The organism is Pseudomonas sp. GGS8, from assembly GCF_024168645.1.
Lineage (GTDB): Bacteria > Pseudomonadota > Gammaproteobacteria > Pseudomonadales > Pseudomonadaceae > Aquipseudomonas.
The window spans coordinates 5,897,229-5,916,727 of record NZ_JALJWF010000001.1 but is presented as its reverse complement, the minus strand read 5'-3'; the positions used below and the strand labels follow the sequence as shown (position 1 = coordinate 5,916,727).

Annotated in this window: 15 protein-coding genes and 2 pseudogenes; 15 read left to right on the top strand and 2 right to left on the bottom strand. The window is 57.2% G+C overall.

What is annotated here, in order from left to right; genetic code table 11:
* Nucleotides 1–125 precede the first annotated feature (125 nt).
* Both J3D54_RS26195 and J3D54_RS26190 read right to left on the bottom strand, forming a co-directional pair.
* Entirely contained in the window at nt 126–1,553 is a 1,428-nt protein-coding gene (locus J3D54_RS26195; RefSeq protein WP_253424669.1) for an aldehyde dehydrogenase family protein, read from the bottom strand.
* A 269-nt stretch (nt 1,554–1,822) separates the two neighbouring features.
* The gene (locus tag J3D54_RS26190) at nt 1,823–2,206 is read right to left on the bottom strand and encodes a helix-turn-helix domain-containing protein (RefSeq protein ID WP_253424666.1); all 384 of its coding nucleotides are present in this window, start codon (nt 2,204–2,206) and stop codon (nt 1,823–1,825) included.
* 102 nt (nt 2,207–2,308) lie between these two features.
* Here J3D54_RS26190 and J3D54_RS26185 point away from each other — a divergent pair, with 102 nt between their 5' ends.
* The 15 genes and pseudogenes from J3D54_RS26185 to tssH all read left to right on the top strand — a co-directional run bounded on the left by J3D54_RS26185 (nt 2,309) and on the right by tssH (nt 19,498).
* A complete protein-coding gene (locus J3D54_RS26185; protein WP_253424663.1) occupies nt 2,309–3,427 on the top strand; it encodes an NADH:flavin oxidoreductase in 1,119 nt (372 codons plus the stop codon).
* 519 nt (nt 3,428–3,946) lie between these two features.
* Nucleotides 3,947–4,720: a YkgJ family cysteine cluster protein gene (locus tag J3D54_RS26180; RefSeq protein ID WP_253424661.1), complete on the top strand. Its 774-nt coding sequence runs from the start codon at nt 3,947–3,949 to the stop codon at nt 4,718–4,720.
* Nucleotides 4,721–5,272: 552 nt separating this feature from the next.
* The gene (locus J3D54_RS26175; RefSeq protein ID WP_367399636.1) at nt 5,273–6,271 is read left to right on the top strand and encodes a response regulator; all 999 of its coding nucleotides are present in this window, start codon (nt 5,273–5,275) and stop codon (nt 6,269–6,271) included.
* 3 nt (nt 6,272–6,274) lie between these two features.
* The gene (locus tag J3D54_RS26170) at nt 6,275–7,228 is read left to right on the top strand and encodes a diguanylate cyclase (protein WP_253424654.1); all 954 of its coding nucleotides are present in this window, start codon (nt 6,275–6,277) and stop codon (nt 7,226–7,228) included.
* A gap of 3 nt (nt 7,229–7,231) precedes the next feature.
* Nucleotides 7,232–7,432 (top strand): annotated as a pseudogene (locus J3D54_RS26165) (DDE-type integrase/transposase/recombinase); the annotation flags it as partial.
* A 214-nt stretch (nt 7,433–7,646) separates the two neighbouring features.
* Complete coding sequence (locus tag J3D54_RS26160) at nt 7,647–8,225, top strand: IS110 family transposase (protein ID WP_253424651.1); 579 nt, start codon at nt 7,647–7,649, stop codon at nt 8,223–8,225.
* Nucleotides 8,226–8,377: 152 nt separating this feature from the next.
* Nucleotides 8,378–8,638, top strand: a complete 261-nt coding sequence (locus tag J3D54_RS30470) for a transposase (protein ID WP_367399635.1) — start codon at nt 8,378–8,380, stop codon at nt 8,636–8,638.
* Between the two features lie 83 nt (nt 8,639–8,721).
* A pseudogene (locus tag J3D54_RS26155) lies at nt 8,722–8,972 on the top strand (integrase core domain-containing protein); the annotation flags it as partial.
* Nucleotides 8,973–10,293: 1,321 nt separating this feature from the next.
* Complete coding sequence (tssB, locus tag J3D54_RS26150) at nt 10,294–10,797, top strand: type VI secretion system contractile sheath small subunit (RefSeq protein WP_253424649.1); 504 nt, start codon at nt 10,294–10,296, stop codon at nt 10,795–10,797.
* 33 nt (nt 10,798–10,830) lie between these two features.
* A complete protein-coding gene (gene tssC, locus J3D54_RS26145) occupies nt 10,831–12,369 on the top strand; it encodes a type VI secretion system contractile sheath large subunit (RefSeq protein WP_253424646.1) in 1,539 nt (512 codons plus the stop codon).
* Nucleotides 12,370–12,392: 23 nt separating this feature from the next.
* Nucleotides 12,393–13,748: a type VI secretion system baseplate subunit TssK gene (gene tssK, locus J3D54_RS26140; protein ID WP_253424642.1), complete on the top strand. Its 1,356-nt coding sequence runs from the start codon at nt 12,393–12,395 to the stop codon at nt 13,746–13,748.
* On the top strand, nt 13,745–14,428 hold the full coding sequence (gene tssL, locus J3D54_RS26135) for a type VI secretion system protein TssL, short form (protein ID WP_253424639.1): 684 nt from the start codon (nt 13,745–13,747) through the stop codon (nt 14,426–14,428). The genes tssK and tssL overlap by 4 nt, the downstream gene beginning before the upstream one ends.
* Before the next feature lie 10 nt (nt 14,429–14,438).
* Nucleotides 14,439–16,175, top strand: a complete 1,737-nt coding sequence (locus J3D54_RS26130; RefSeq protein WP_253424636.1) for an OmpA family protein — start codon at nt 14,439–14,441, stop codon at nt 16,173–16,175.
* A 15-nt stretch (nt 16,176–16,190) separates the two neighbouring features.
* Complete coding sequence (locus J3D54_RS26125) at nt 16,191–16,682, top strand: Hcp family type VI secretion system effector (protein ID WP_253424633.1); 492 nt, start codon at nt 16,191–16,193, stop codon at nt 16,680–16,682.
* 155 nt (nt 16,683–16,837) lie between these two features.
* Entirely contained in the window at nt 16,838–19,498 is a 2,661-nt protein-coding gene (gene tssH / locus J3D54_RS26120; RefSeq protein ID WP_253424630.1) for a type VI secretion system ATPase TssH, read from the top strand.
* Nucleotide 19,499: the final 1 nt, after the last annotated feature.

Sequence of the window (19,499 nt, the reverse complement as noted above, 5' to 3'; positions counted from 1 at the left end):
TTACCGTTACCGTCATCTAAGCGTAGATTCCGATTTATGTAACGTCACCGGATGTCCTAGCACTAGTTGCCTAGTGCTTGACGGTTACTCAGACGCTCATGGCAACCTGTCCGGCAGCAGGCTCGTCACATGGCCCGGCGAAAGCCAACAATCGCTTTGGTTTCGAGAAAATCGCCGAACGCAACTTCTCCCCATTCACGACCGTTACCCGACTGCTTGTATCCCCCGAACGGTGCCGCCAAATCCATGTCGGCATAATTGAGCGTGATTTGTCCGGCCCGAAGTTTGCGCGCCACTGCCTCGGCGGCTGTATGTTCGCCCTGAACATAAGCGGCAAGACCGAATACCGTGTCATTGGCGATCGCCACTGCGTCGGCTTCATCGATGTAACCGATGATGACAAGCACCGGCCCGAAGATTTCCTCGCGGGCGATAGTCATGTCATTCGTCACGTCGGAGAAGACGGTCGGCCGGACGTAGAATCCGGCATCAAGCCCTTCAGGTCGGCCGAGCCCCCCTGTGATCAGTGTTGCACCTTCATCGATGCCGATCTGTATCAGGTTCTGGATCTTGCTCCACTGCGCCTCGGAGGCGACCGGCCCCATTTTGGCATTGTTCGCCGGGTGTCCGACAACCCACTCTGCTGCCGCAGTACGTGCAAGATCGGCGGCCTCATCCATTCGTGTAATGGGTACAAGCATTCGTGACGGCGCATTACATGATTGACCGCTGTTGAGCATAATTTGAGCCACGCCCGCCGCCACGGCGGAAGGGAAATCGGCACTCGGCAACAGGATGTTCGGCGACTTTCCGCCAAGTTCCTGATGCACGCGTTTCACCGTCAGTGCAGCATTGCGCGCTACCTGGATGCCTGCGGGGGTAGATCCAGTAAACGAGACGAGATCGACTTCAGGATGACCAGTCAGTGCGTCGCCAACACCTTTGCCGTCTCCATGTACCAGATTAAAAACACCGGCTGGTACACCGGCATCATGCATGATCTCGGTAAAGATCGTCGCCGAGAAGGGCGACACTTCAGAAGGCTTCACCACCATCGTGCAACCTGTCGCCAACGCTGCGGCCACCTTGCAGGTCAGCTGGTTGAGCGGCCAGTTCCATGGCGTGATTAACGCACAGACGCCAATCGGCTCGCGTACGATTTCGGTGGTGCCCATCTCGTGTTCGAAACTGTATTTGGCTAACGCGGCGCGAGCAATTTGAATGTGGGCGAGGCCGGCCGTGACTTGCAATTGCTCGGCAAGCCATAGCGGTGCGCCCATTTCGTCGGACACTGCTACCGCAAGGTCATGTGCGCGCAACTGGTAGGCTGCGATGATTCGATCGAATAGTGCAAGACGCTCATCAACCGATATCTGCGAGAAGGTCTGGAAGGCGGCTCTCGCCGCTGCGACCGCTTTATCGACGTCAATGGCGCCACCGAGCGCGACCTGGCCGGCAACCGTTTCGTCAGCCGGATTAATTACATCTATTACGATATTGCCAGCGGGCTCCACCCACGAACCATCGATGTAAAACTGAAGATTTTTGCGCATTTTAGTCCTCGTCATATTGGGCTTTCCAAAAAAGGTCAGGCCGCTGGGATCAGCGCTGCCGCGTCGATATCGAAGGCGCTTGGCCAATCGTCGAGAGTCGCAGAGAAGCGTTGATCAAGGGTCGCAATAAGGCATCGAGTGAGACCATCGTTGTCGACCACTACAAGGTATACGCGATAAACCTAGAGTCAATTAGGCACTTAATGTAGCGTTGGTAGGTTTAGGGATACCGCGAGTAAACCTACGAAGTAATGGGAGTCAATAAAAAATCACTTCGTCAGGCTTACTTGCGCGGCCTCGTCAAACTTCAACCGGGCCGTTTCAACCTCAGGCAATTTGTCGAGCGTCCATTTATGCAATTCGCGGAATGGCTGCTGCAGTGTTCGACCAAGTTGGGTGATCTCATACTGGACTGCCACGGGCGAGAACGAGATGACCTGGCGCGAGACGAGTCCATTTCGTTCCAGTCGACGCAGGCACTGTGTCAGTGCTTTCTGAGTGACGCCCTCCAGGCGACGCCTGATGGCGTTAAAACGGTGCGGCCCGTCATCAAGTACCGCCAGAACCATCATCGACCACTTGTCTGCGATTTGGTCGAACAGCGCCCGGCTTGGGCACTCCGACGAAAAACATTGCGGCTTTAATTCCAGCATCGAAGTTTCCTCACATATACCTAGGCGACTTTAGGTGCCTAATTGACATTTGGTTTACAAAATATACTTATATGGCTTCCAAAAGCAAATGGAGTCCATCCGATGTCAAACCCTGAAACCAGCATTTTATTTCGTCCTTTTTCCATCCGGTCGCTTGAACTGAAAAACCGGATTGTCATGGCGCCAATGACGCGTCTGTTCTCACCCGAAGGCATCCCGGGTGAAGCGAGCACCGCCTACTACCGGCGGCGGGCAGAGGGACGTGTCGGGCTGATTTTGTCGGAAGGCACCGTGATTGATCGCCCAGCATCACGCAATGATTCCGGCATTCCTTTTTTTCACGGCGAAGCGGCGCTGGCTGGGTGGAAAAACGTGATCGATGCGGTCCACAACGCTGGCGGGCGCATGGCACCGCAGATCTGGCACACCGGTGCCACGCGTTACATCAACGACTGGGAGCCTGATGCGCCAGTGGAAAGCCCGTCGGGCCTTGATTCGCCAGGTGACCTGCGTGGTGTGGCGATGAGTGAAGAGGACATTGCCGACACGGTAGCAGCGTTCGCCAAGGCCGCAGCGGATGCCAAACGACTGGGCTTCGATACCGTTGAGATCCACGGAGCCCATGGTTATCTGATCGATCAGTTTTTCTGGTCTGGTACCAATCTGCGCACCGACCGCTACGGCGGCCCGACAATCAAGGAACGCTCGCGCTTTGCCAGCGAGATCGTATCTGCTGTTCGTCATGCTGTTGGCCCTGAATTCCCGATCATCATGCGTGTCAGCCAGTGGAAGCAACAGGATTACGGAGTACGCGTCGCTGAAACGCCAGCTGTGATGGAAGACTGGCTGCTGCCACTGGTCGAGGCCGGTGTCGACGTCCTGCACTGCTCACAACGCCGCTTCTGGGAACCTGAGTTCCCCGAGATTGACGGTGAGAACGGCCTGAACTGCGCGGGCTGGGCGAAGAAAGTAACCGGGGCCGCGACCATCAGTGTTGGTTCGGTTGGGCTAGAAAATGATGTTACTAATGCCTTCGCCGGCAAGGGATCAACCCCTGCGAGTTTGGATCGGCTCGTCGAGCGCATGGAGCGCGAAGAGTTTGATCTGATCGCAGTAGGGCGTGTTCTGCTGAGTGACAAGGATTGGGTCGCCAAAGTGGAAAAGGGCGATTACGCAGATCTGAAGGGCTTCAATCCGACATCTTTAGCCGAATTAGTTTGAGCCTTGTTGCGGAGTGGAGAGTGCGATACCACAAAGGTTTAGTCTGAAAAAATCAGAGGTCTAGCCTCGGATTTTGCGAGATCGAGGTCGCAATCTGTTGTTGAGTGTGGCTTGACTGTTTCAATGACTGACCATGTTACGGCCACTCAACATCCGTCAGAATCGGATTGAATTACAGTGGGTCCCGGGCATCTACGCGCGAGTCGTAGATGTCCGTTGGCCGGGTGATACAGCGTCGCCACGGGTAATACCGACGTTTCCACACGAAAGCACCCACTGGTACGCCCGTATTGGTCAATGGTCAGTTGAGTCAGTTGCTAAGGTTTACTACTACGCTCAGGGCCACGCCGTAAATGACGTGCCGATCCGGAAAGGGGGGGCGACCGGCCAGGTGCAGGTGTGTTTGAGTATACCTAGTAGGGATTTGGTGCCTAATTGAAGCCAGGTATATAATGTATATCATTGGTTTCTTTAGCCATCGCCTCTACTTGAAGTTTGGGGGGCGGAACAGGACTGATCATGACGCCTATAAGCCAATCAGTGACGCTCATAAAAAACAATGTCACGAGGTTTGCCTGCAACGGATGCGGAACTTGCTGTAAAGAACGTCTTATCCCTCTGACTCTTCAAGAGGCCGAGGAATGGTTAAATCGCGGCGGTAACATCGCAGTCATACTCGAAGCTTTCGACACGTCAGTCTTCCCGCTGCCAAAGCACTACGCCCACAGCGCGCAACGCGCGGTAGACGTCGTCAGTGGAGATGCACGTATTCAGGTAATAGCCATTTTTGCGGGTAACGCACTGACACAGTGTCCAAGTTTAGGGGAGAATAACCACTGCAAGATCTATGAAGATCGACCGCTGGTCTGTCGAATCTATCCGATGGAAATCAATCCATTTCTAACCGTGCGCCCCGCAGAAAAGGTCTGTCCACCGGAAGTCTGGGAGGCGGGAGAGGTGTTATGTTCTGACCGTGTAGTTGATCCTGTCTTGGAGGATCAGATTCAACGCTCCCGGCAGGCTGACCGTGACGACGCCAAGGCTAAAGTTTTAGTGTGCGCGGCGATGGGGATGAGTGTTGCCGCTTGGAAAGGCAACGCGCTGGCCGTTTACTTAGCCGACCGTACGCAATTGCAGCAGGCCATCAGTCTCGTTCGCGCGGGGGGCGATGTACCGGCAAATGTGTCTTGGAAAGTACGTGTCGATGATGCTGACCTTCACACTCGTCTGCATGGGGCAGGTGTTGAACTGGATCTTCGCGCACAGACTGAATATATCTTTCACTCGATTTAATCGGAGAGCTTAATGATTTGCCTGGCTTATTAGTCACTTAATGACAGCTTCATGCCGAAACGGTTTAGCGTCATAGATGCTTGATCTGTCGTTTTCGTATAAGAGGTCTTCATCTTGGTGCACTTTAGCGGCGCCATTACAAACGTTGAAAAACGTAATGGCCTATTCGGCGATCACCTTATGGCCGCTCACAATTTCGTATGGGTCGGAGTCTACCCAATCGGCTAACTCATCTTTTTGAGGTGAAAGAATGAAGATAAGAAGACTTGTTTTATCGATCAGGCAGTCTCGCGAGGGTTTGAGTACAAAAGTGTTGCCGCAAACAATCGTTATTGGAAACATCCATGGCGGAATCTCGCGGGGAAGTTGATGGGTTGAAAAGCCTTTTCTTCTCTGCCGCCCGCACAAAGCAAAACGCCCGAATAAGTCGGGGCGTTTGCTTGAAGTACCTTCAGCGTGTTTTCACACAGTCTGATTAAGTGCCTTTTGTAAAACTTATGGCATTATGCCGCTTGTATTTTCCCTTATGCGCAACACGATGAGAGCCGATCTGTGTCCGTGATTCCCCTACTTGTGTGCGACGACTCCAGCATGGCCCGTAAGCAGGTGTTACGGGCGCTGCCGGCGGACTGGTTGGTTTCGATCACCGAAGCCAACGATGGTCGCCAGGGAATGGACGCTATACGCCGGGGCTTGGGGCAGGTGGTGCTGCTCGATCTGACCATGCCGGAAATGGACGGTTACCAGGTGTTGAGCGCCCTGCGCGCCGAAGGGCTGAAGGCACAAGTTATCGTGATCTCCGGTGACGTCCAGGAAGAGGCGGTGCGCCGGGTGCGTGAGCTGGGCGCGCTGGCGTTCCTGAAAAAGCCCTTCGACGAACACGAGCTGCGCCAGACACTCAGTCAGCTGGGGCTACTGACGGAACCCGGCCAGGCGTCGCTGGGGAGTCGTCCGGCAGCGAACACGGCCATCAGTTTTCACGATGCGTTCCGCGAAACGGTCAACGTTGCCATCGGCCGCGCTGCAGCCCTGATCGCCAAGGTGTTGGGGGTATTCGTGCAGTTGCCGATACCGAACGTGAACATCCTCGAAGTCGGCGAATTGCACATGGCGTTGACCGACGCCAGCCGTTCCAAGCAGCTCACCGCCATCTGCCAGGGGTTTATCGGCAGCGGCATCGCCGGCGAAGCCCTACTGATATTCCACGACTCGGAAATCGCCGACATGGCGCAATTGATGCAACGCCAGAGCACCGAGTATTCGGACCTGGAAATGCTGCTGGACCTCTCCAGTGTCCTGATTGGAGCCTGTCTGAGCAGCATTGCCGAACAGATCGACGTGATGTTTTCCCAAGGCCATCCTCAGATCCTTGGCCAGCACGCGGCCATCGACGAGATGATCCGGGTCAACCGGCAGCACTGGAAAAAGACCCTGGCGGTGGAAATCAGCTACAGCCTGGAAGGGCACGATATTCGTTTCGACTTGTTGTTGCTGTTTACGGAAGACTCGATCGAGCGGTTGACCCATAAACTCGCCTACCTGATGAATTGAGCTATGAACGTTCCTATCGATCTGAACGAGTTTCACTGGTTACTGGCGATCGTCCAGAGCATTGACGTCGGGGTGGTGGTGCTCGACCGCGACTACTGCGTGCAGGTGTGGAACACCTTCATGGAGAACCGCTCCGGGGTGCAGCCCAAGGATGCTAACAACCAGTCTTTCTTCAGTCTGTTTCCCGAAGTCGACCGCGAATGGTTCAGCCGCAAGGTGGGCAGCGTTGCAACCCTGGGCACGCCGGCGTTCACCATCTGGGAGCAACGCCCTTATCTGGTGCGGTTCAAGAACTACCAGCCGATCACCGGCCAGGAAGACTTCATGTACCAGAACACCACGATGTTGCCGTTGCGCTCCACCGACAGCAAAATTCGCCATATCTGCCTGGTGATCTATGACGTGACCGACGTCGCCACCAACCGGCATCAGCTCCAGGCCGCCAATGCGCAGTTGCGGCAACTCTCCAGTACCGATCGGCTGACGGGCCTGTACAACCGGGGCCATTGGGAAGAGAGCCTGAAAGTCGCCTATGCCCGGCACCAGCGCCATGGCAATGCTACCAGCCTGGTGATGCTCGATATCGACCACTTCAAGCGGGTCAACGACACCTATGGTCACCAGGCGGGCGACAAGGTCATCGAGCAAGTCGCCAGGCTGGTCCGCGAGCATGTGCGCGACAGCGATGTAGCGGGGCGTTATGGAGGTGAAGAGTTCGGCGTGGTGCTTTCGGACACCGACAAGGCCGGCGCACGGTTTTTCGCCGAGCGGCTGCGTAAGGCGGTCGAAGGGCAGGAAGTGCTGCACGACGGCCGGAGCATCCGTTTCACCATCAGCCTGGGCGTTGCCGACCTGAGCCAGCCCTCGACTAACCACGCCGACCTGATCGCCTGGGCGGACCATGCTCTGTATACGTCGAAGAACACCGGGCGCAATCGGGTGACGGTGTATGAGTAGATAGTGGGTTGGGCATTGTCGGAAAAGCCGGACGCCGAGCTGGTTATCAACGCACTGGACATGGCCTATGAGCAACGTGGAAGACCTCTGGGTCTGCTGTTTTACTCGGATCAAGGGTCGCATTATGCGAGTCGTTTATTTCGCCAGCGGCTCTGGCGTTATCGCATGCGCCAGAGCATGAATCGCCGGGGAAATTGCTGGGACACTCAGTTCACTATGCTCAAGAGCGTCAGCCCAATCTGACCCGCGCTGGGATTGGCCAATCGAATGCCATTGCGTTGACCTGTCGATTGGACGCTGACGTTCCCTGGCATTGCAGGGCCTAGCGTCTGTGACCTGATAGGAGCCTTGTTCTGCATCTTGAGTGTCCTGTCCTGCGTATGGGGTTGGTAATGCGTTCTCCTTGGAGGCATTAGTCATGAACAATCCCATGGGCGAAAACGAAGTCATCTTGGGTGTTGATACACATCTGGATACCCACGTAGGTGTCTTGATCAGTACGAGTGGAAACTTGCTTGGCAGCTTGGCGGTAACGACCGATACCAGCGGATATCTCAAGCTCGTTACCTGGGCCAACTCCTTCGGTATGTTGAAGCGTGCTGGCGTGGAAGGCACCGGAACCTATGGCGCGGGTTTAGCTCGTGTCCTGTGTGATCATGGCATCGAGGTGCTGGAGGTTAACCGCCCCGATCGCCCCAAACGCCGGCTCCAGGGAAAAACCGATCCCACCGAAGCTGAGAGCGCAGCTCGATCCGTTCTTTCGGGAAGCGCCACAGCGATAGCCAAGACCCAATCGGGTGTGGCCGAAGCGCTGCGGGTGGTTTCGGTTGCTCGGCGCAGCGCAGTCAGAGCGAAAACCCAAGCGATCAATCAATTGAGAGCCTTGCTCGTCAGTGCCCCGCAAGACATTCGTGAGCGGCTCTGGAAAACCAAACCTGCCGACTGCGCCAAAAGGGGGGGGCGCGTCTTCGCTCGCTGGGCGCGACTGCATTCCTGAGCACCTTAACGACCTCTCTGTGCCTATTGGCCAAGCACTGGCGGGCATTGGCAAACTAAGTTGAAAAGCTCGACGCCATTCTGGAAAACCTGACCCGCCAACATGCTCGCCGTTTACGCGAACAATTTAGCGTTGGCCCTCAAACAGCAGCCGTGCTGCTTTCGACAGCAGGCGATAACCTGGAGCGTTTAAAAAGTGAAGCAGCTCTCGTCGCCCTCTGTGGGGTAAGTCCTTTACCGGCATCCTCGGGTAAAACGGCGCGACATCGTTTAAACCGAGGTGGGAATTGTTCTGCGAATAAGGCCCTATGGACCATTGCGATGGTACGTATGCGCGGTGATCCCAAAACCCAAAGCTATGTCGCCCGGCGTAGTGCGAAAGGTTTTTTTCCAAAGAAGTCCAGCACTGTTTGAAGCGCCATATCGTCAGGGAGCTATACCCTTTGATCCTGGCGGATTTAGCCGACTCGACTCGATCTTGTTGACATAGGAGCGTCAACGCGCCGATGGAGCGCGTGTTCCGCAGCTTGAGAACTGAATGGATACCGACTGTGGGCTACGGAACTGCTCAAGAAGCCCAGCGGGATATCAGCCATTTCTTGATGCATCGATACAACTGATTCGGCCCCATCAATTCAACGGTGGGCTCGCGCCGAAGAAAAACTTAACGTTGTGTCCGGGATTGGTTGACCAATACAGGGTCGTGCCGCAGCTTCTCTTGAACTTGGGATTCCAGCATCGCACGTAGCGCGTCTTTGTCGGGCCGAGTCAGCAATTTGTCACTCCTATTAGGAAACCAGGCACCCAGTAATCGACTGGGCCAGTGGCGGGTTGGGGAACATCCGATCAATCGTGTCGAAAATATGAGCTGCAGATACAGCCATAGGATTTCAGGTCGAAGAGCAGAGGCGAATCATCAATTTCTTCCAACATGGCGATCGTGTCAAATTGGGCATGCCTGGGATGATTCCGTAATCGACAGGAAAGCAGGCAGTGGGAGATTACAAAGCTACGATCCCTTTTCAATCTTCAGCGCGCTGATCATTGGTGTTGGTCTCTACATGGGTATCCATGGTTGGATCAGCTTGAACGCATAAGAATGGCAATGTGATAAAGGTGATTGAAAGCCTTATCTCCTTGATCGCGAGTTTCCGACTATCACGCCTTGCTAACTATGCTAGTTACAAGGCTAAAAATGGTGTTCACAAGACAGTTGGGGGTTATCCAGAGCCTTAACGGTGATGGATGGTCCGCGCTCGCAGTCGCCTCGCTGGACGTCTTGCTCATGGACTTATGTTTGGCTTGGTGTACGTAAGGATATGCTGCGATGACTTCATATATGCCAATAAAAACCAACCACAGTGACGTTATGAACCAATCAGAGACGCGTGTGACCAACGCAACAAACGGGCGAGATACATCCTTCCAACGGTTGGACTTTTCCTCGAGTCGGATGGCGAAATCCATGGCCTCTCGGTAGTTGAAACGTAGTCGAAAAAAGCCACATCGAAACCTGACTTTTCTTTGTGCGTCACACACGCTTCCCTATATGAGCGCTGATGCCAGCCGGGTTTGTCGTTTGCGTTGCTGCACGCGGAGGTACGGACCATCGAACTGCGACTGCCGCCGCTGCCGGAAAAATATCAATCTGGATACGACGTTAAAGAGTATTCAAACCAGCAGAGTAAAACAGTTGCAGGCCAGCCACTACTTGGGATGCCTGGTGCATCAGGCGTCGGCAGGTGGCATGGGTGACGTGCTTGTTATTTGTTCAGAATTGCTTCCGAGACGCCGCATGTGTACATGCAATAGGCTTCATCCACTACCCCGTGTTTTTGATTCCTTACTGGTGTAGGGGGTTTCCTTTAGTACTCCATGGATGGGGTGGTCGACCTAGATGTTTATGTGTTGCAGATGCGGCGTTGTATATGCCGCAGGTGATTTGTCAGTGTGGCTTACAAGGAATTTATATGCTGTGGCTGGCAACTTGGTCGGCTAAGGGTGTGAATTCCAGTCTTGCTTGATTTTCGTGATGGCGTCGGCCATTGCAAACGGTAACTGGAGGATTTATGGCTTCAAATAGTTTTCAAAATGAAGTGCCCAAAGCTCGGGTAAATATCAAGCTTGATTTGCATACCGGCGGCGCGCAGAAAAAAGTCGAGTTACCACTGAAATTGATGGTCATGGGGGATTACAGTAACGGAAAAGAGATGCGTCCGTTGTCTGAAAGAAGCAAGGTCGATATTAATAAGAACAACTTCGATAGCGTGTTGGCCGAGTTTTCGCCAGCCCTGAAACTGGCAGTAGAAAATACGTTGGTCAATGACTGCGCCGATACTCCTGTCGAGTTGAGCTTCCATAACATGAAGGACTTCGAGCCGGAGCAGGTGGCGCGGCAAATACCGCAATTACGGGCCCTGCTGGCCATGCGCAATCTGTTGCGTGACCTCAAGTCGAACCTGCTGGACAACGTGACCTTCCGTCACGAGTTGGAACGCATCCTAAAGGATGATGCGCTCAGTGATGAACTGCGAGCCGAACTGGCCGCTCTGGCTCCCCAAGAAGAACGTTGATTCCCTTCGGCTCGTTTCAAAGGAAGTTTCACCATGTCCACAGAACATTCATCCGCACAACCGTACGGCACTGCGGTGCTGACTGAAGAAAATCAAGGCGTATATGGTGCCTTGTTCGCCAAGATCAACCTCAGCCCGGTTGCAGAGTTGGGCGGTATCGAAGCTTTTCAGAACGCTGAAGCACTGTCCGAGGCATCCGTTGATGAGCGGGTAACTGCCGCTGTCAGCGTTTTCTTGAAGCTGCTCAAGCAGTCGTCCCAGAAAGTACAGCGTCTGGATAAAACATTGCTGGATGAGCACATTGCGTCATTGGATGCGCAGATAAGCCGCCAACTCGATGCGGTAATGCACCACCCTGATTTTCAGCGGGTTGAGTCGACCTGGCGCGGCGTTAAATCGCTGATCGATCAGACCGATTTCCGCCAGAACGTGCGTATCGAATTGTTGGATATCAGTAAGGATCACTTGATACAAGATTTCGAAGATGTGCCGGAGATCGCCCAGAGCGGCCTGTACCTGCATACCTATACCCAGGAATACGACACGCCGGGTGGCGAACCGATTGCCGCGGCGATTTCCAACTATGAGTTCGATCGCAATCCGCAGGATATTGCCCTGTTGCGCAGTATTTCCAAAGTTGCGGCGGCAGCGCACATGCCCTTCATTGGCTCCGTCGGCCCGGCCTTCTTTGGCAAGGAGTCGATGGAGGAGGTGGCGGCCATCAAGGACATTGGCAACTACTTCGACCGCGCTGAATACATCAAATGGAAGTCGTTCCGCGACAGTGACGATGCCCGTTACATCGGTCTGACCATGCCGCGCGTGCTGGGTCGTCTGCCCTATGGCCCGGACACCATTCCGGTGCGCAGTTTCAACTACATCGAAAGCGTCAAGGGGCCTGATCACGACAGGTATCTATGGACCAACGCCTCGTTTGCCTTCGCTGCAAACATGGTCAAGAGCTTCATCACTAACGGCTGGTGCGTGCAGATTCGCGGACCACAATCGGGCGGTGCTGTCACCGAGTTGCCAATTCATTTGTACGATCTGGGCACCGGCAACCAGGTGAAGATTCCCTCCGAAGTCATGATTCCCGAGACCCGTGAATTCGAATTCGCCAATCTGGGCTTCATCCCGCTGTCGTATTACAAAAACCGAGACTACGCCTGTTTCTTTTCGGCTAACTCTACGCAGAAGGCGGCGTTGTATGACACGGCCGATGCCACCGCCAACAGCCGGATCAATGCTCGCTTGCCATACATCTTCTTGCTGTCACGCATCGCCCATTATCTGAAGCTGATCCAGCGCGAGAACATCGGTACGACCAAGGACCGTCGCTTGCTGGAGTTGGAGTTGAACAAGTGGGTCGGTGGGCTGGTGACCGAAATGACAGATCCGGGCGACGACTTGCAGGCTTCACACCCGTTGCGCGATGCCAAGGTCACCGTAGAAGACATCGAGGACAACCCGGGCTTCTTCCGCGTCAAGTTGTACGCCGTGCCGCACTTCCAAGTGGAAGGCATGGACGTAAATCTGTCGCTGGTTTCGCAAATGCCGAAGGCGAAAACCTGATTCATTCGTAGGGAAACGACGTCATGAAGATCGACCGCCCCCTGTGGGCCTCGGGGGCTTTGCTATCCCCACAGCAATTCCAGCAGCAGGCAAGCTGGGAAGCCTGGGCCAATGAGCGTCTGGCTCATCTGTCATTGGTTCATCCCTGGGGTGTCCAGGCGGTGGTATTTGATCTGGATGCCCTGCGCCTGGGTAAGCTCAAGGCCGCACAAATGCGCGTGCGTATGCCCGATGGGACTTTGATCGATACGGATCAGGTTGATCGGTTGCCCCCGGCCCTGGATTTGGCCAGGCAGCTGTCCGATGACACCCAAGCAGCTACCGTGCTGCTGGCATTGCCACTGGAGCAGGCCAACGGCAACAACTGTCTGTTCGAGGGGGGCAGGGCCGATCGGCCGACACGCTATCGCCAGGATTGGCGTCAGGTACAGGATATCTACGCAGACGAGGTGCAATCGATTGGCGTGCTGGAGCACGTGTTGAGCCTGCGCCTGGATGGCGACGAGAACGCCGATTACCTGACCTGCCCGGTCGCGCGTCTGGTGCGCGATGGGCAGGGGGGCTGGAGCCTCGATCCTGCCTATGTACCACCGCTGCTCACTTTCGCCGCTCATCCAGGGCTGCTGACACAACTGGATAATCTGTTGACCCAGTTATCCGCCAAGCGTCAGCGGCTGATGGGTATGCGTCGCGAGAGCAACCAGCGTATGGCGGATTTCGCCGTGGCCGATGTGTCGTTGTTCTGGCTGCTCAATGCGTTGAACACCTACCAACCGGTATTGGCTGACCTCAAGGCCCATCCTGCGCGGCACCCCGAGCAGGTCTACCTGGAGTTGGTCAAGCTGGCCGGCAGCCTGCTGACTTTTTCCTTGGAACATGATATCGACAAGATCCCGGCCTACCGGCACGAGCAGCTGGAGACCGTGTTCGCGCCGCTGATGCGCACCATCTCCACTTTGCTGGAGGCCAGCCTGCCTTCGCGGGTCATTGCCCTGGTGCTGGAGGAGATTGGTGCCAATCGTTGGCAGGTGACCCTCAACGATGCTCGCCTGCGTGAGCGTGACGGAGCCGATTTCTATTTGTCGGTGCGTTGTCGCATGCCGGCAGCACAGTTGCAGAGCCAGTTCCCACGCCTGTGCAAAGTCGGTACACCCGATGATGTCGATCACCTGGTCAACGCCGCGCTTGACGGTGTTCCATTGCAATCGCTCAGCCATGTGCCGGCGGCTATTCCGCTACGGCTGGAGAATCAGTACTTCGCGCTCGACCTCAGTCATGCCAAGGGACAGGCCATGCTGGCTGAAGGCGTCTGTGCCCTCTACGTACCGAGCACGTTGGCCGACGTGAAGCTGGAACTGTTCGCGGTACTGCGCGCATGAACCTGACCGCGACCAAAAAACAGACCGCAACCGGGGTGGATATCGACTCGCTACTGCAGGTTAGCTACCTACTGGTCATTGAGCTGCGCCAGGGAGGCTCGGCGCAGAATAGCCAGGTCCTGTGGAAGTTTTGCTCGAAGCAGATCGAGCACGTCAGTCAGCAACTCAAGCGTGCCGGCCTGAGCCAGCGCAGCATCAATTACATCAGTCACGCTCAATGCGCTTTGCTGGATGAAACCGTGCTCAGCTGTGCCAAAGGTGACGCCCACGCCGCCTGGGCAAGCGAGCCCCTGCAAGCCAAGTTCTTCGGTGGGCACCAGGCCGGTGAGTTCCTGTATGAAGACATGCGCGAAGTACTGCGCGAGCCAGCGCCTGATCTCCAGGTGCTGACGGCATTCCATCGGGTGCTGATGCTTGGCTTCCGGGGCCGTTACGCCAATGTGAACGACCCCGCGCGTGAACAACTGCTGGCCGCCCTGAGCGCGCAGGTCGAACCCCTGGAACTCAGTCAGACGTTAACCACACAAGTAGACGCCCGCCACCGAGCGACCCCCCTGCGTTGGTTGCAATCACCGTTGGCCCATATCCTGGCGGTGGGCTTGTTGCTCATCGGTGCGTGGTGGGGGCTGGACCATGTGCTGGCGGGTCTGATCGCCACGCTCTTGCCTGGTCAGTCGTGAGGGCCAGCCGATGACGCTCAAGTTGACACGAAGTCTTTGGCTGTGGGCCGGCGCACTTGTTCTGGCGCTGCTTGCTGTCATTCCGCTCGCCACCTGGATACGGGCGGTGGCTGTTCTGATCGTTGTGGTCTTCGTCGCCGTGGCCTGGGTCCGGGCGGGGCGACATGTGTCGCGTCAGTGCGAGTCCGTGGTCTTGGCCGACAATACGGCATTGCCGCCTGCGGCTTATCGCCAGCCGGTGGTATTGGTCTGTGGCGATGGCCTGGTCGGTCTTTTCGGCGCGATTACCGCTGAACAACTGGCCCTGCGCCAGACACAACAAGGTTGTTATGTGCGGGTGCCTGGCCTGGATCAGTTATCGGCGGTGAGTGCCAGCCTGATAGCCATGCGCCCAGACTGGAGCGCGCAGCTCAGCGTCATGTTCGTTGTCAATCCTGGAGAGCATACCGACGACGCAGTACTGGCTGGCCAGGTGCGTGCCTTCAGCCATCAAGTAGCGCTGATCCGCAGGGGCGGCATAGCGCTGCCGCTGTTGCTGGTGAGCTACCAGCAAGCCTCGCAAGGCGTTGGGCCCTGGTTCAGTTGGGAGTCTGGCCAGACCAGCCCCTGCGTGCGTCAGGCCGGTGCGTGCGTCAGTCTGGTCGATTGGCAGCGGCAGGGCGCAAATGGCACAGCGCATGCCGAACGGTTGCACACGAGCGTAAAACTCAACAGCGTGGCGGCCTGGCTGAAGGCAACGGTACTCCCGCATTTCGCGAACCGTGAAGCCCGCAGTCCTGTCGGCCTGGCGGTGGCCTGCGCCATTACCCTGGTACCGGCACTGCCCCTGAGGGTGAAAGGCAACCTGTGGCAACAATGGCTGCGAAACAAGATCGCACTGGTTGACACTCGGCAGGCTCCACCCGGGGCTGACACGACGTTGCCGTTTCCTGATCCCTTGCTAAACCTGCTCCCGACCCACACCCAGAGCTCCGCGGTACATCGCGCGAGCGTGGTCGCGCTGTGGTTGTTCGCGCTTGCTGGCCTGGTCGCCTTGGCCAGCTCGGCCTGGCAGAACACCCTGTTGGTGCGCCAGGTCAGTGATGACCTGCGCCGCTATCTGTCCATTGCCGTGCCGGAACGTCGTGACCAGCCCGAGTTCGCCTTGCGCCAAGAGGCCGTGACGGTACTGCGCCAAGACGCCGGGCGCCTGGACAGTTACTACCGACAGGGCGAACCGCTTGCGCTGGGCTTGGGCCTGTATCGCGGCGAGCGCCTGCGGGCGCCGCTGTTGGCGACAATTGCCGGTCACCGTGAGCCGTCGGCCCCGATACCGGTGCAGATTCCAAAGCCGGTGCGCCTGGACAGCCTGTCGCTGTTCAGTACCGGGAGTGCCCATCTCAAGCCTGACTCGACCAAGGTGTTGATCAATGCCCTGGTCGACATCAAGGCCCAGCCGGGCTGGCTGATCGTCATCGCCGGGCATACCGATGCCACGGGCAATGCCGAGCAGAACCTGCAGTTGTCCCGTGCCCGGGCAGCGGCGGTGCATGACTGGATGCAACGCATGGGCGATATCCCCGAAAGTTGTTTTGCGGTGCAGGGCTTCGGTGCCAGCCAGCCGATCGCCAGCAATGACACCGAGGTCGGGCGAGCAATGAATCGTCGTGTCGATATCCGTCTGGTACCTGAAGTGGGGGCCTGTGTGTTCCCCACGGTGGTGCTGGACAGGCAACCCCCTGTCGCACCCGCGGCGTTTATTTTCTGAGAAAAGGAGCTTCACATGGCAATTCCCGTTTACCTGTGGCTGCAAGATGATGGCGGCGCGGACATTAAAGGTTCAGTCGACGTACAAAAACGCGAAGGTAGCATCGAGGTGGTCGCCCAGGACCACAGCCTATACATCCCCACCGACAACAACACCGGCAAGCTGACCGGCACTCGGGTTCATACCCCGTTCCTGTTTACCAAGGAAATCGATGCCTCCAGCCCCTATCTGTACAAGGCGGTGACCACCGGGCAGACCCTCAAGAGCGCCGAGTTCAAGTGGTACCGCATCGACGACGCGGGCCAAGAAGTCGAGTACTTCATCACCAAGTTGGAAAACGTAAAAGTAGTGAAAGTCGCGCCGAAAATGCACGACGTCAAAGACCCGACCAAGGAAAAGCACAACCATCTGGAACAGGTTGAGCTGCGCTACGAGAAGGTCACCTGGACCTACAAGGACGGCAACATCATCCACTCCGACTCCTGGAATGAACGTCAGAGCGCTTGACACGAAAGGACCGGCAGACGGAGCCCCGTCTGTTGGTCCCCGGTGTGCTGGGTTGAGCGTCTGTTCGCGGGCGTTCAGCCAATCACATCGAGCCTCAAGCCTGCCGTTTTCTTCATCGACCATTCGCCAGAACCCAGAACAGGGAAGTACCCCGCATGGCACACAACTCCTCCCGTTTGCTTCGCCGTCTCAATCCCTACTGTGCCCAGGCGCTGAGTGCGGCGGCTTCGCTGTGTCAAAGCCGTGCCCATTCATACATCAGCATCGAGCACTGGCTGCTCAAGTTGCTGGAGCAAGGTGAGGGCGACCTGACCCTCATCGCTCGCCGCTACGACTGGGATATGGACGCTATCTGGCGCGGGCTGCTCGATCATCTCGAGACCCTGCCGCGCAGTGTGCAGAGCAAGCCGCAGTTGTGTGACAAGTTGCAGCAACTGATCAAGGACGCCTGGTTGCGTGCATCGCTGGACGACAACAATGATCACCTGCGTTCAGCACACCTGCTCGGCGCGTTGATGGACACTCCCAGCCTGCTGGCGTGCGAGGCCGCTTGGCCGTTGCTGAGCCTCAGCGATGTTCAGTTGCAGCGTTTGTTTGCATTGCTGGATCAATACTCCGAAGAACGCCCACAGGTGCAGCAGCAAACGGCCCTGGCCCAAGTGCCAACGCCTTCAGGCCTGGTGACCCCGTCCAGCGCCGTCAGGCACGATGCCTCGCAGGCCGTGCTGGACAAATTTACCCACGACGTCACCGCCAAGGCTGGGGAAGGGCGGATCGATCCCGTGTTCGGCCGCGACGATGAAATCCGTCAGGTCATCGACATTCTTAGCCGTCGACGCAAGAACAACCCGATCCTGGTCGGCGAGCCCGGGGTCGGCAAAACCGCCCTGGTCGAGGGCCTGGCGTTGCGTATCGCCCAGGGTAATGTTCCCGACAGTCTCAAGTCGGTCAGCGTGCGCATCCTCGACCTGGGACTGTTGCAGGCGGGCGCGGGCGTCAAGGGCGAATTCGAACAACGCCTGAAAAACGTCATCGACGCCGTGCAGCAATCCGAAACCCCGGTGCTGCTGTTTATCGATGAAGCCCATACTCTGATTGGCGCCGGCAACCAGGCGGGTGGTGCCGATGCGGCGAATCTGCTAAAGCCTGCCCTGGCCCGCGGCGAGTTGCGCACCATCGCCGCCACCACCTGGAGCGAATACAAGCAATACTTCGAGCGCGATGCAGCCTTGGAGCGGCGCTTTCAGATGGTCAAGGTTGACGAGCCGGACGACGCCAACGCCAGCCTCATGTTGCGCGGCCTCAAGGCGCGCTACGCCAGCCACCATGGCGTGCATATCCAGGATGCGGCGGTACAGGCTGCGGTCAGCCTGTCGCGGCGCTACCTGACCGGTCGCCAACTGCCGGACAAAGCTGTCGACCTGCTCGACACCGCCAGTGCACGGGTGCGCATGAGCCTCGACTGTGAACCGCAAGCGCTGGTTCGCGTCAAGGTCCGGCAGGTTGCCCTGGAGCTGGAACGCCAGGCTCTGGAAGAAGACGCGCAACTGTGCGGCCACGCCGCCAGCGAGCGTCTGGCGACGATCGCTGCACAACACGCCGAGCTGCATCGCCAGCAAGTCGAGCTGGAGCAGCAATACCGGCACGAACTCGACCTGACCCAGCAACTGCTCGGAGCGCGCCAGGCCGAACCGCCACAAATGGACCTTTGCGCGCAGCTGCAACAACGACTGAACGAGGCCCAAGGCAACCAACCGTTGCTATCGCTCGATGTCGAGGCGCGCAGCGTGGCCGAAGTGATCGCCGACTGGACCGGCGTGCCGCTGGGCAGCCTGCTCAAGGACGAGCAAGCCAACCTGCTGGCGCTTGAACAGCAATTGGGTGAGCGCGTCATTGGCCAGGCCCCTGCGCTCGGCGCATTGGCCCAGCGTCTGCGTGCGGCCAAAACCGGGCTCACGGAAGAAAAGGCGCCACTGGGTGTCTTCCTGCTGGTGGGTACCAGCGGCGTCGGCAAGACCGAAACCGCCCTGGCCCTGGCCGACAGCCTGTTCGGTGGCGAGAAGTCGCTGATCACGATCAACCTTTCCGAATACCAGGAAGCCCACACTGTCAGCCAACTCAAAGGCTCGCCCCCCGGCTACGTCGGTTACGGCCAGGGCGGGGTGCTCACCGAAGCGGTACGCCAACGGCCCTACAGTGTTGTATTGCTCGACGAAGTGGAAAAAGCCCATCGCGACGTGCTCAACCTGTTTTACCAGGTCTTCGATCGCGGCTTCATGCGTGATGGCGAAGGGCGCGAAATCGACTTTCGCAACACCGTCATTCTCATGACTTCCAACCTTGGCAGCGACGTACTGCAAGCCTGTTTGCAGGAGCAACCGGAAGCGCCGGACAGCACCTTGCACGAGTTGCTGCGGCCGATCCTGCGCGAGCATTTCCAGCCGGCCTTGCTGGCACGCTTCCAAACCCTGATCTACCGCCCGCTGCAAGCCGATGCGCTCAAGTGCATCGTCGCCATCAAACTCGCCCAGGTCGCCAAGCGCCTGCAACGTCACTATGGCCTGGCCTGCCAGATCGACGAACGCCTCAACGATTCCTTGGTTGCTGCTTGCCTGCTGCCCGACACCGGTGCGCGCAATATCGACAGCCTGCTCAACCAGCAGATTTTGCCGGTACTCAGCCAGCAACTGCTGCAACGCCAGGCGGCCCGACGCAAAACCCACGGCGTGATCCTCGCCTACAGCGACGATGAGGGCATCACTCTGAGCTTCACCGACGCCCAGGATGCGGCGCCACCCGCCGCCAAGGAGGCCTGAA

What these genes read in the sequence shown, in the direction of transcription:
- J3D54_RS26195 (WP_253424669.1), bottom strand. Translation starts at nt 1,553, where the DNA reads ATGCGCAAAAATCTTCAGTTTTACATCGATGGTTCGTGGGTGGAGCCC.
- J3D54_RS26190 (WP_253424666.1), bottom strand. Translation starts at nt 2,206, where the DNA reads ATGCTGGAATTAAAGCCGCAATGTTTTTCGTCGGAGTGCCCAAGCCGG.
- J3D54_RS26185 (WP_253424663.1), top strand. Translation starts at nt 2,309, where the DNA reads ATGTCAAACCCTGAAACCAGCATTTTATTTCGTCCTTTTTCCATCCGG.
- J3D54_RS26180 (WP_253424661.1), top strand. Translation starts at nt 3,947, where the DNA reads ATGACGCCTATAAGCCAATCAGTGACGCTCATAAAAAACAATGTCACG.
- J3D54_RS26170 (WP_253424654.1), top strand. Translation starts at nt 6,275, where the DNA reads ATGAACGTTCCTATCGATCTGAACGAGTTTCACTGGTTACTGGCGATC.
- J3D54_RS26160 (WP_253424651.1), top strand. Translation starts at nt 7,647, where the DNA reads ATGAACAATCCCATGGGCGAAAACGAAGTCATCTTGGGTGTTGATACA.
- tssB (WP_253424649.1), top strand. Translation starts at nt 10,294, where the DNA reads ATGGCTTCAAATAGTTTTCAAAATGAAGTGCCCAAAGCTCGGGTAAAT.
- tssC (WP_253424646.1), top strand. Translation starts at nt 10,831, where the DNA reads ATGTCCACAGAACATTCATCCGCACAACCGTACGGCACTGCGGTGCTG.
- tssK (WP_253424642.1), top strand. Translation starts at nt 12,393, where the DNA reads ATGAAGATCGACCGCCCCCTGTGGGCCTCGGGGGCTTTGCTATCCCCA.
- tssL (WP_253424639.1), top strand. Translation starts at nt 13,745, where the DNA reads ATGAACCTGACCGCGACCAAAAAACAGACCGCAACCGGGGTGGATATC.
- J3D54_RS26130 (WP_253424636.1), top strand. Translation starts at nt 14,439, where the DNA reads ATGACGCTCAAGTTGACACGAAGTCTTTGGCTGTGGGCCGGCGCACTT.
- J3D54_RS26125 (WP_253424633.1), top strand. Translation starts at nt 16,191, where the DNA reads ATGGCAATTCCCGTTTACCTGTGGCTGCAAGATGATGGCGGCGCGGAC.
- tssH (WP_253424630.1), top strand. Translation starts at nt 16,838, where the DNA reads ATGGCACACAACTCCTCCCGTTTGCTTCGCCGTCTCAATCCCTACTGT.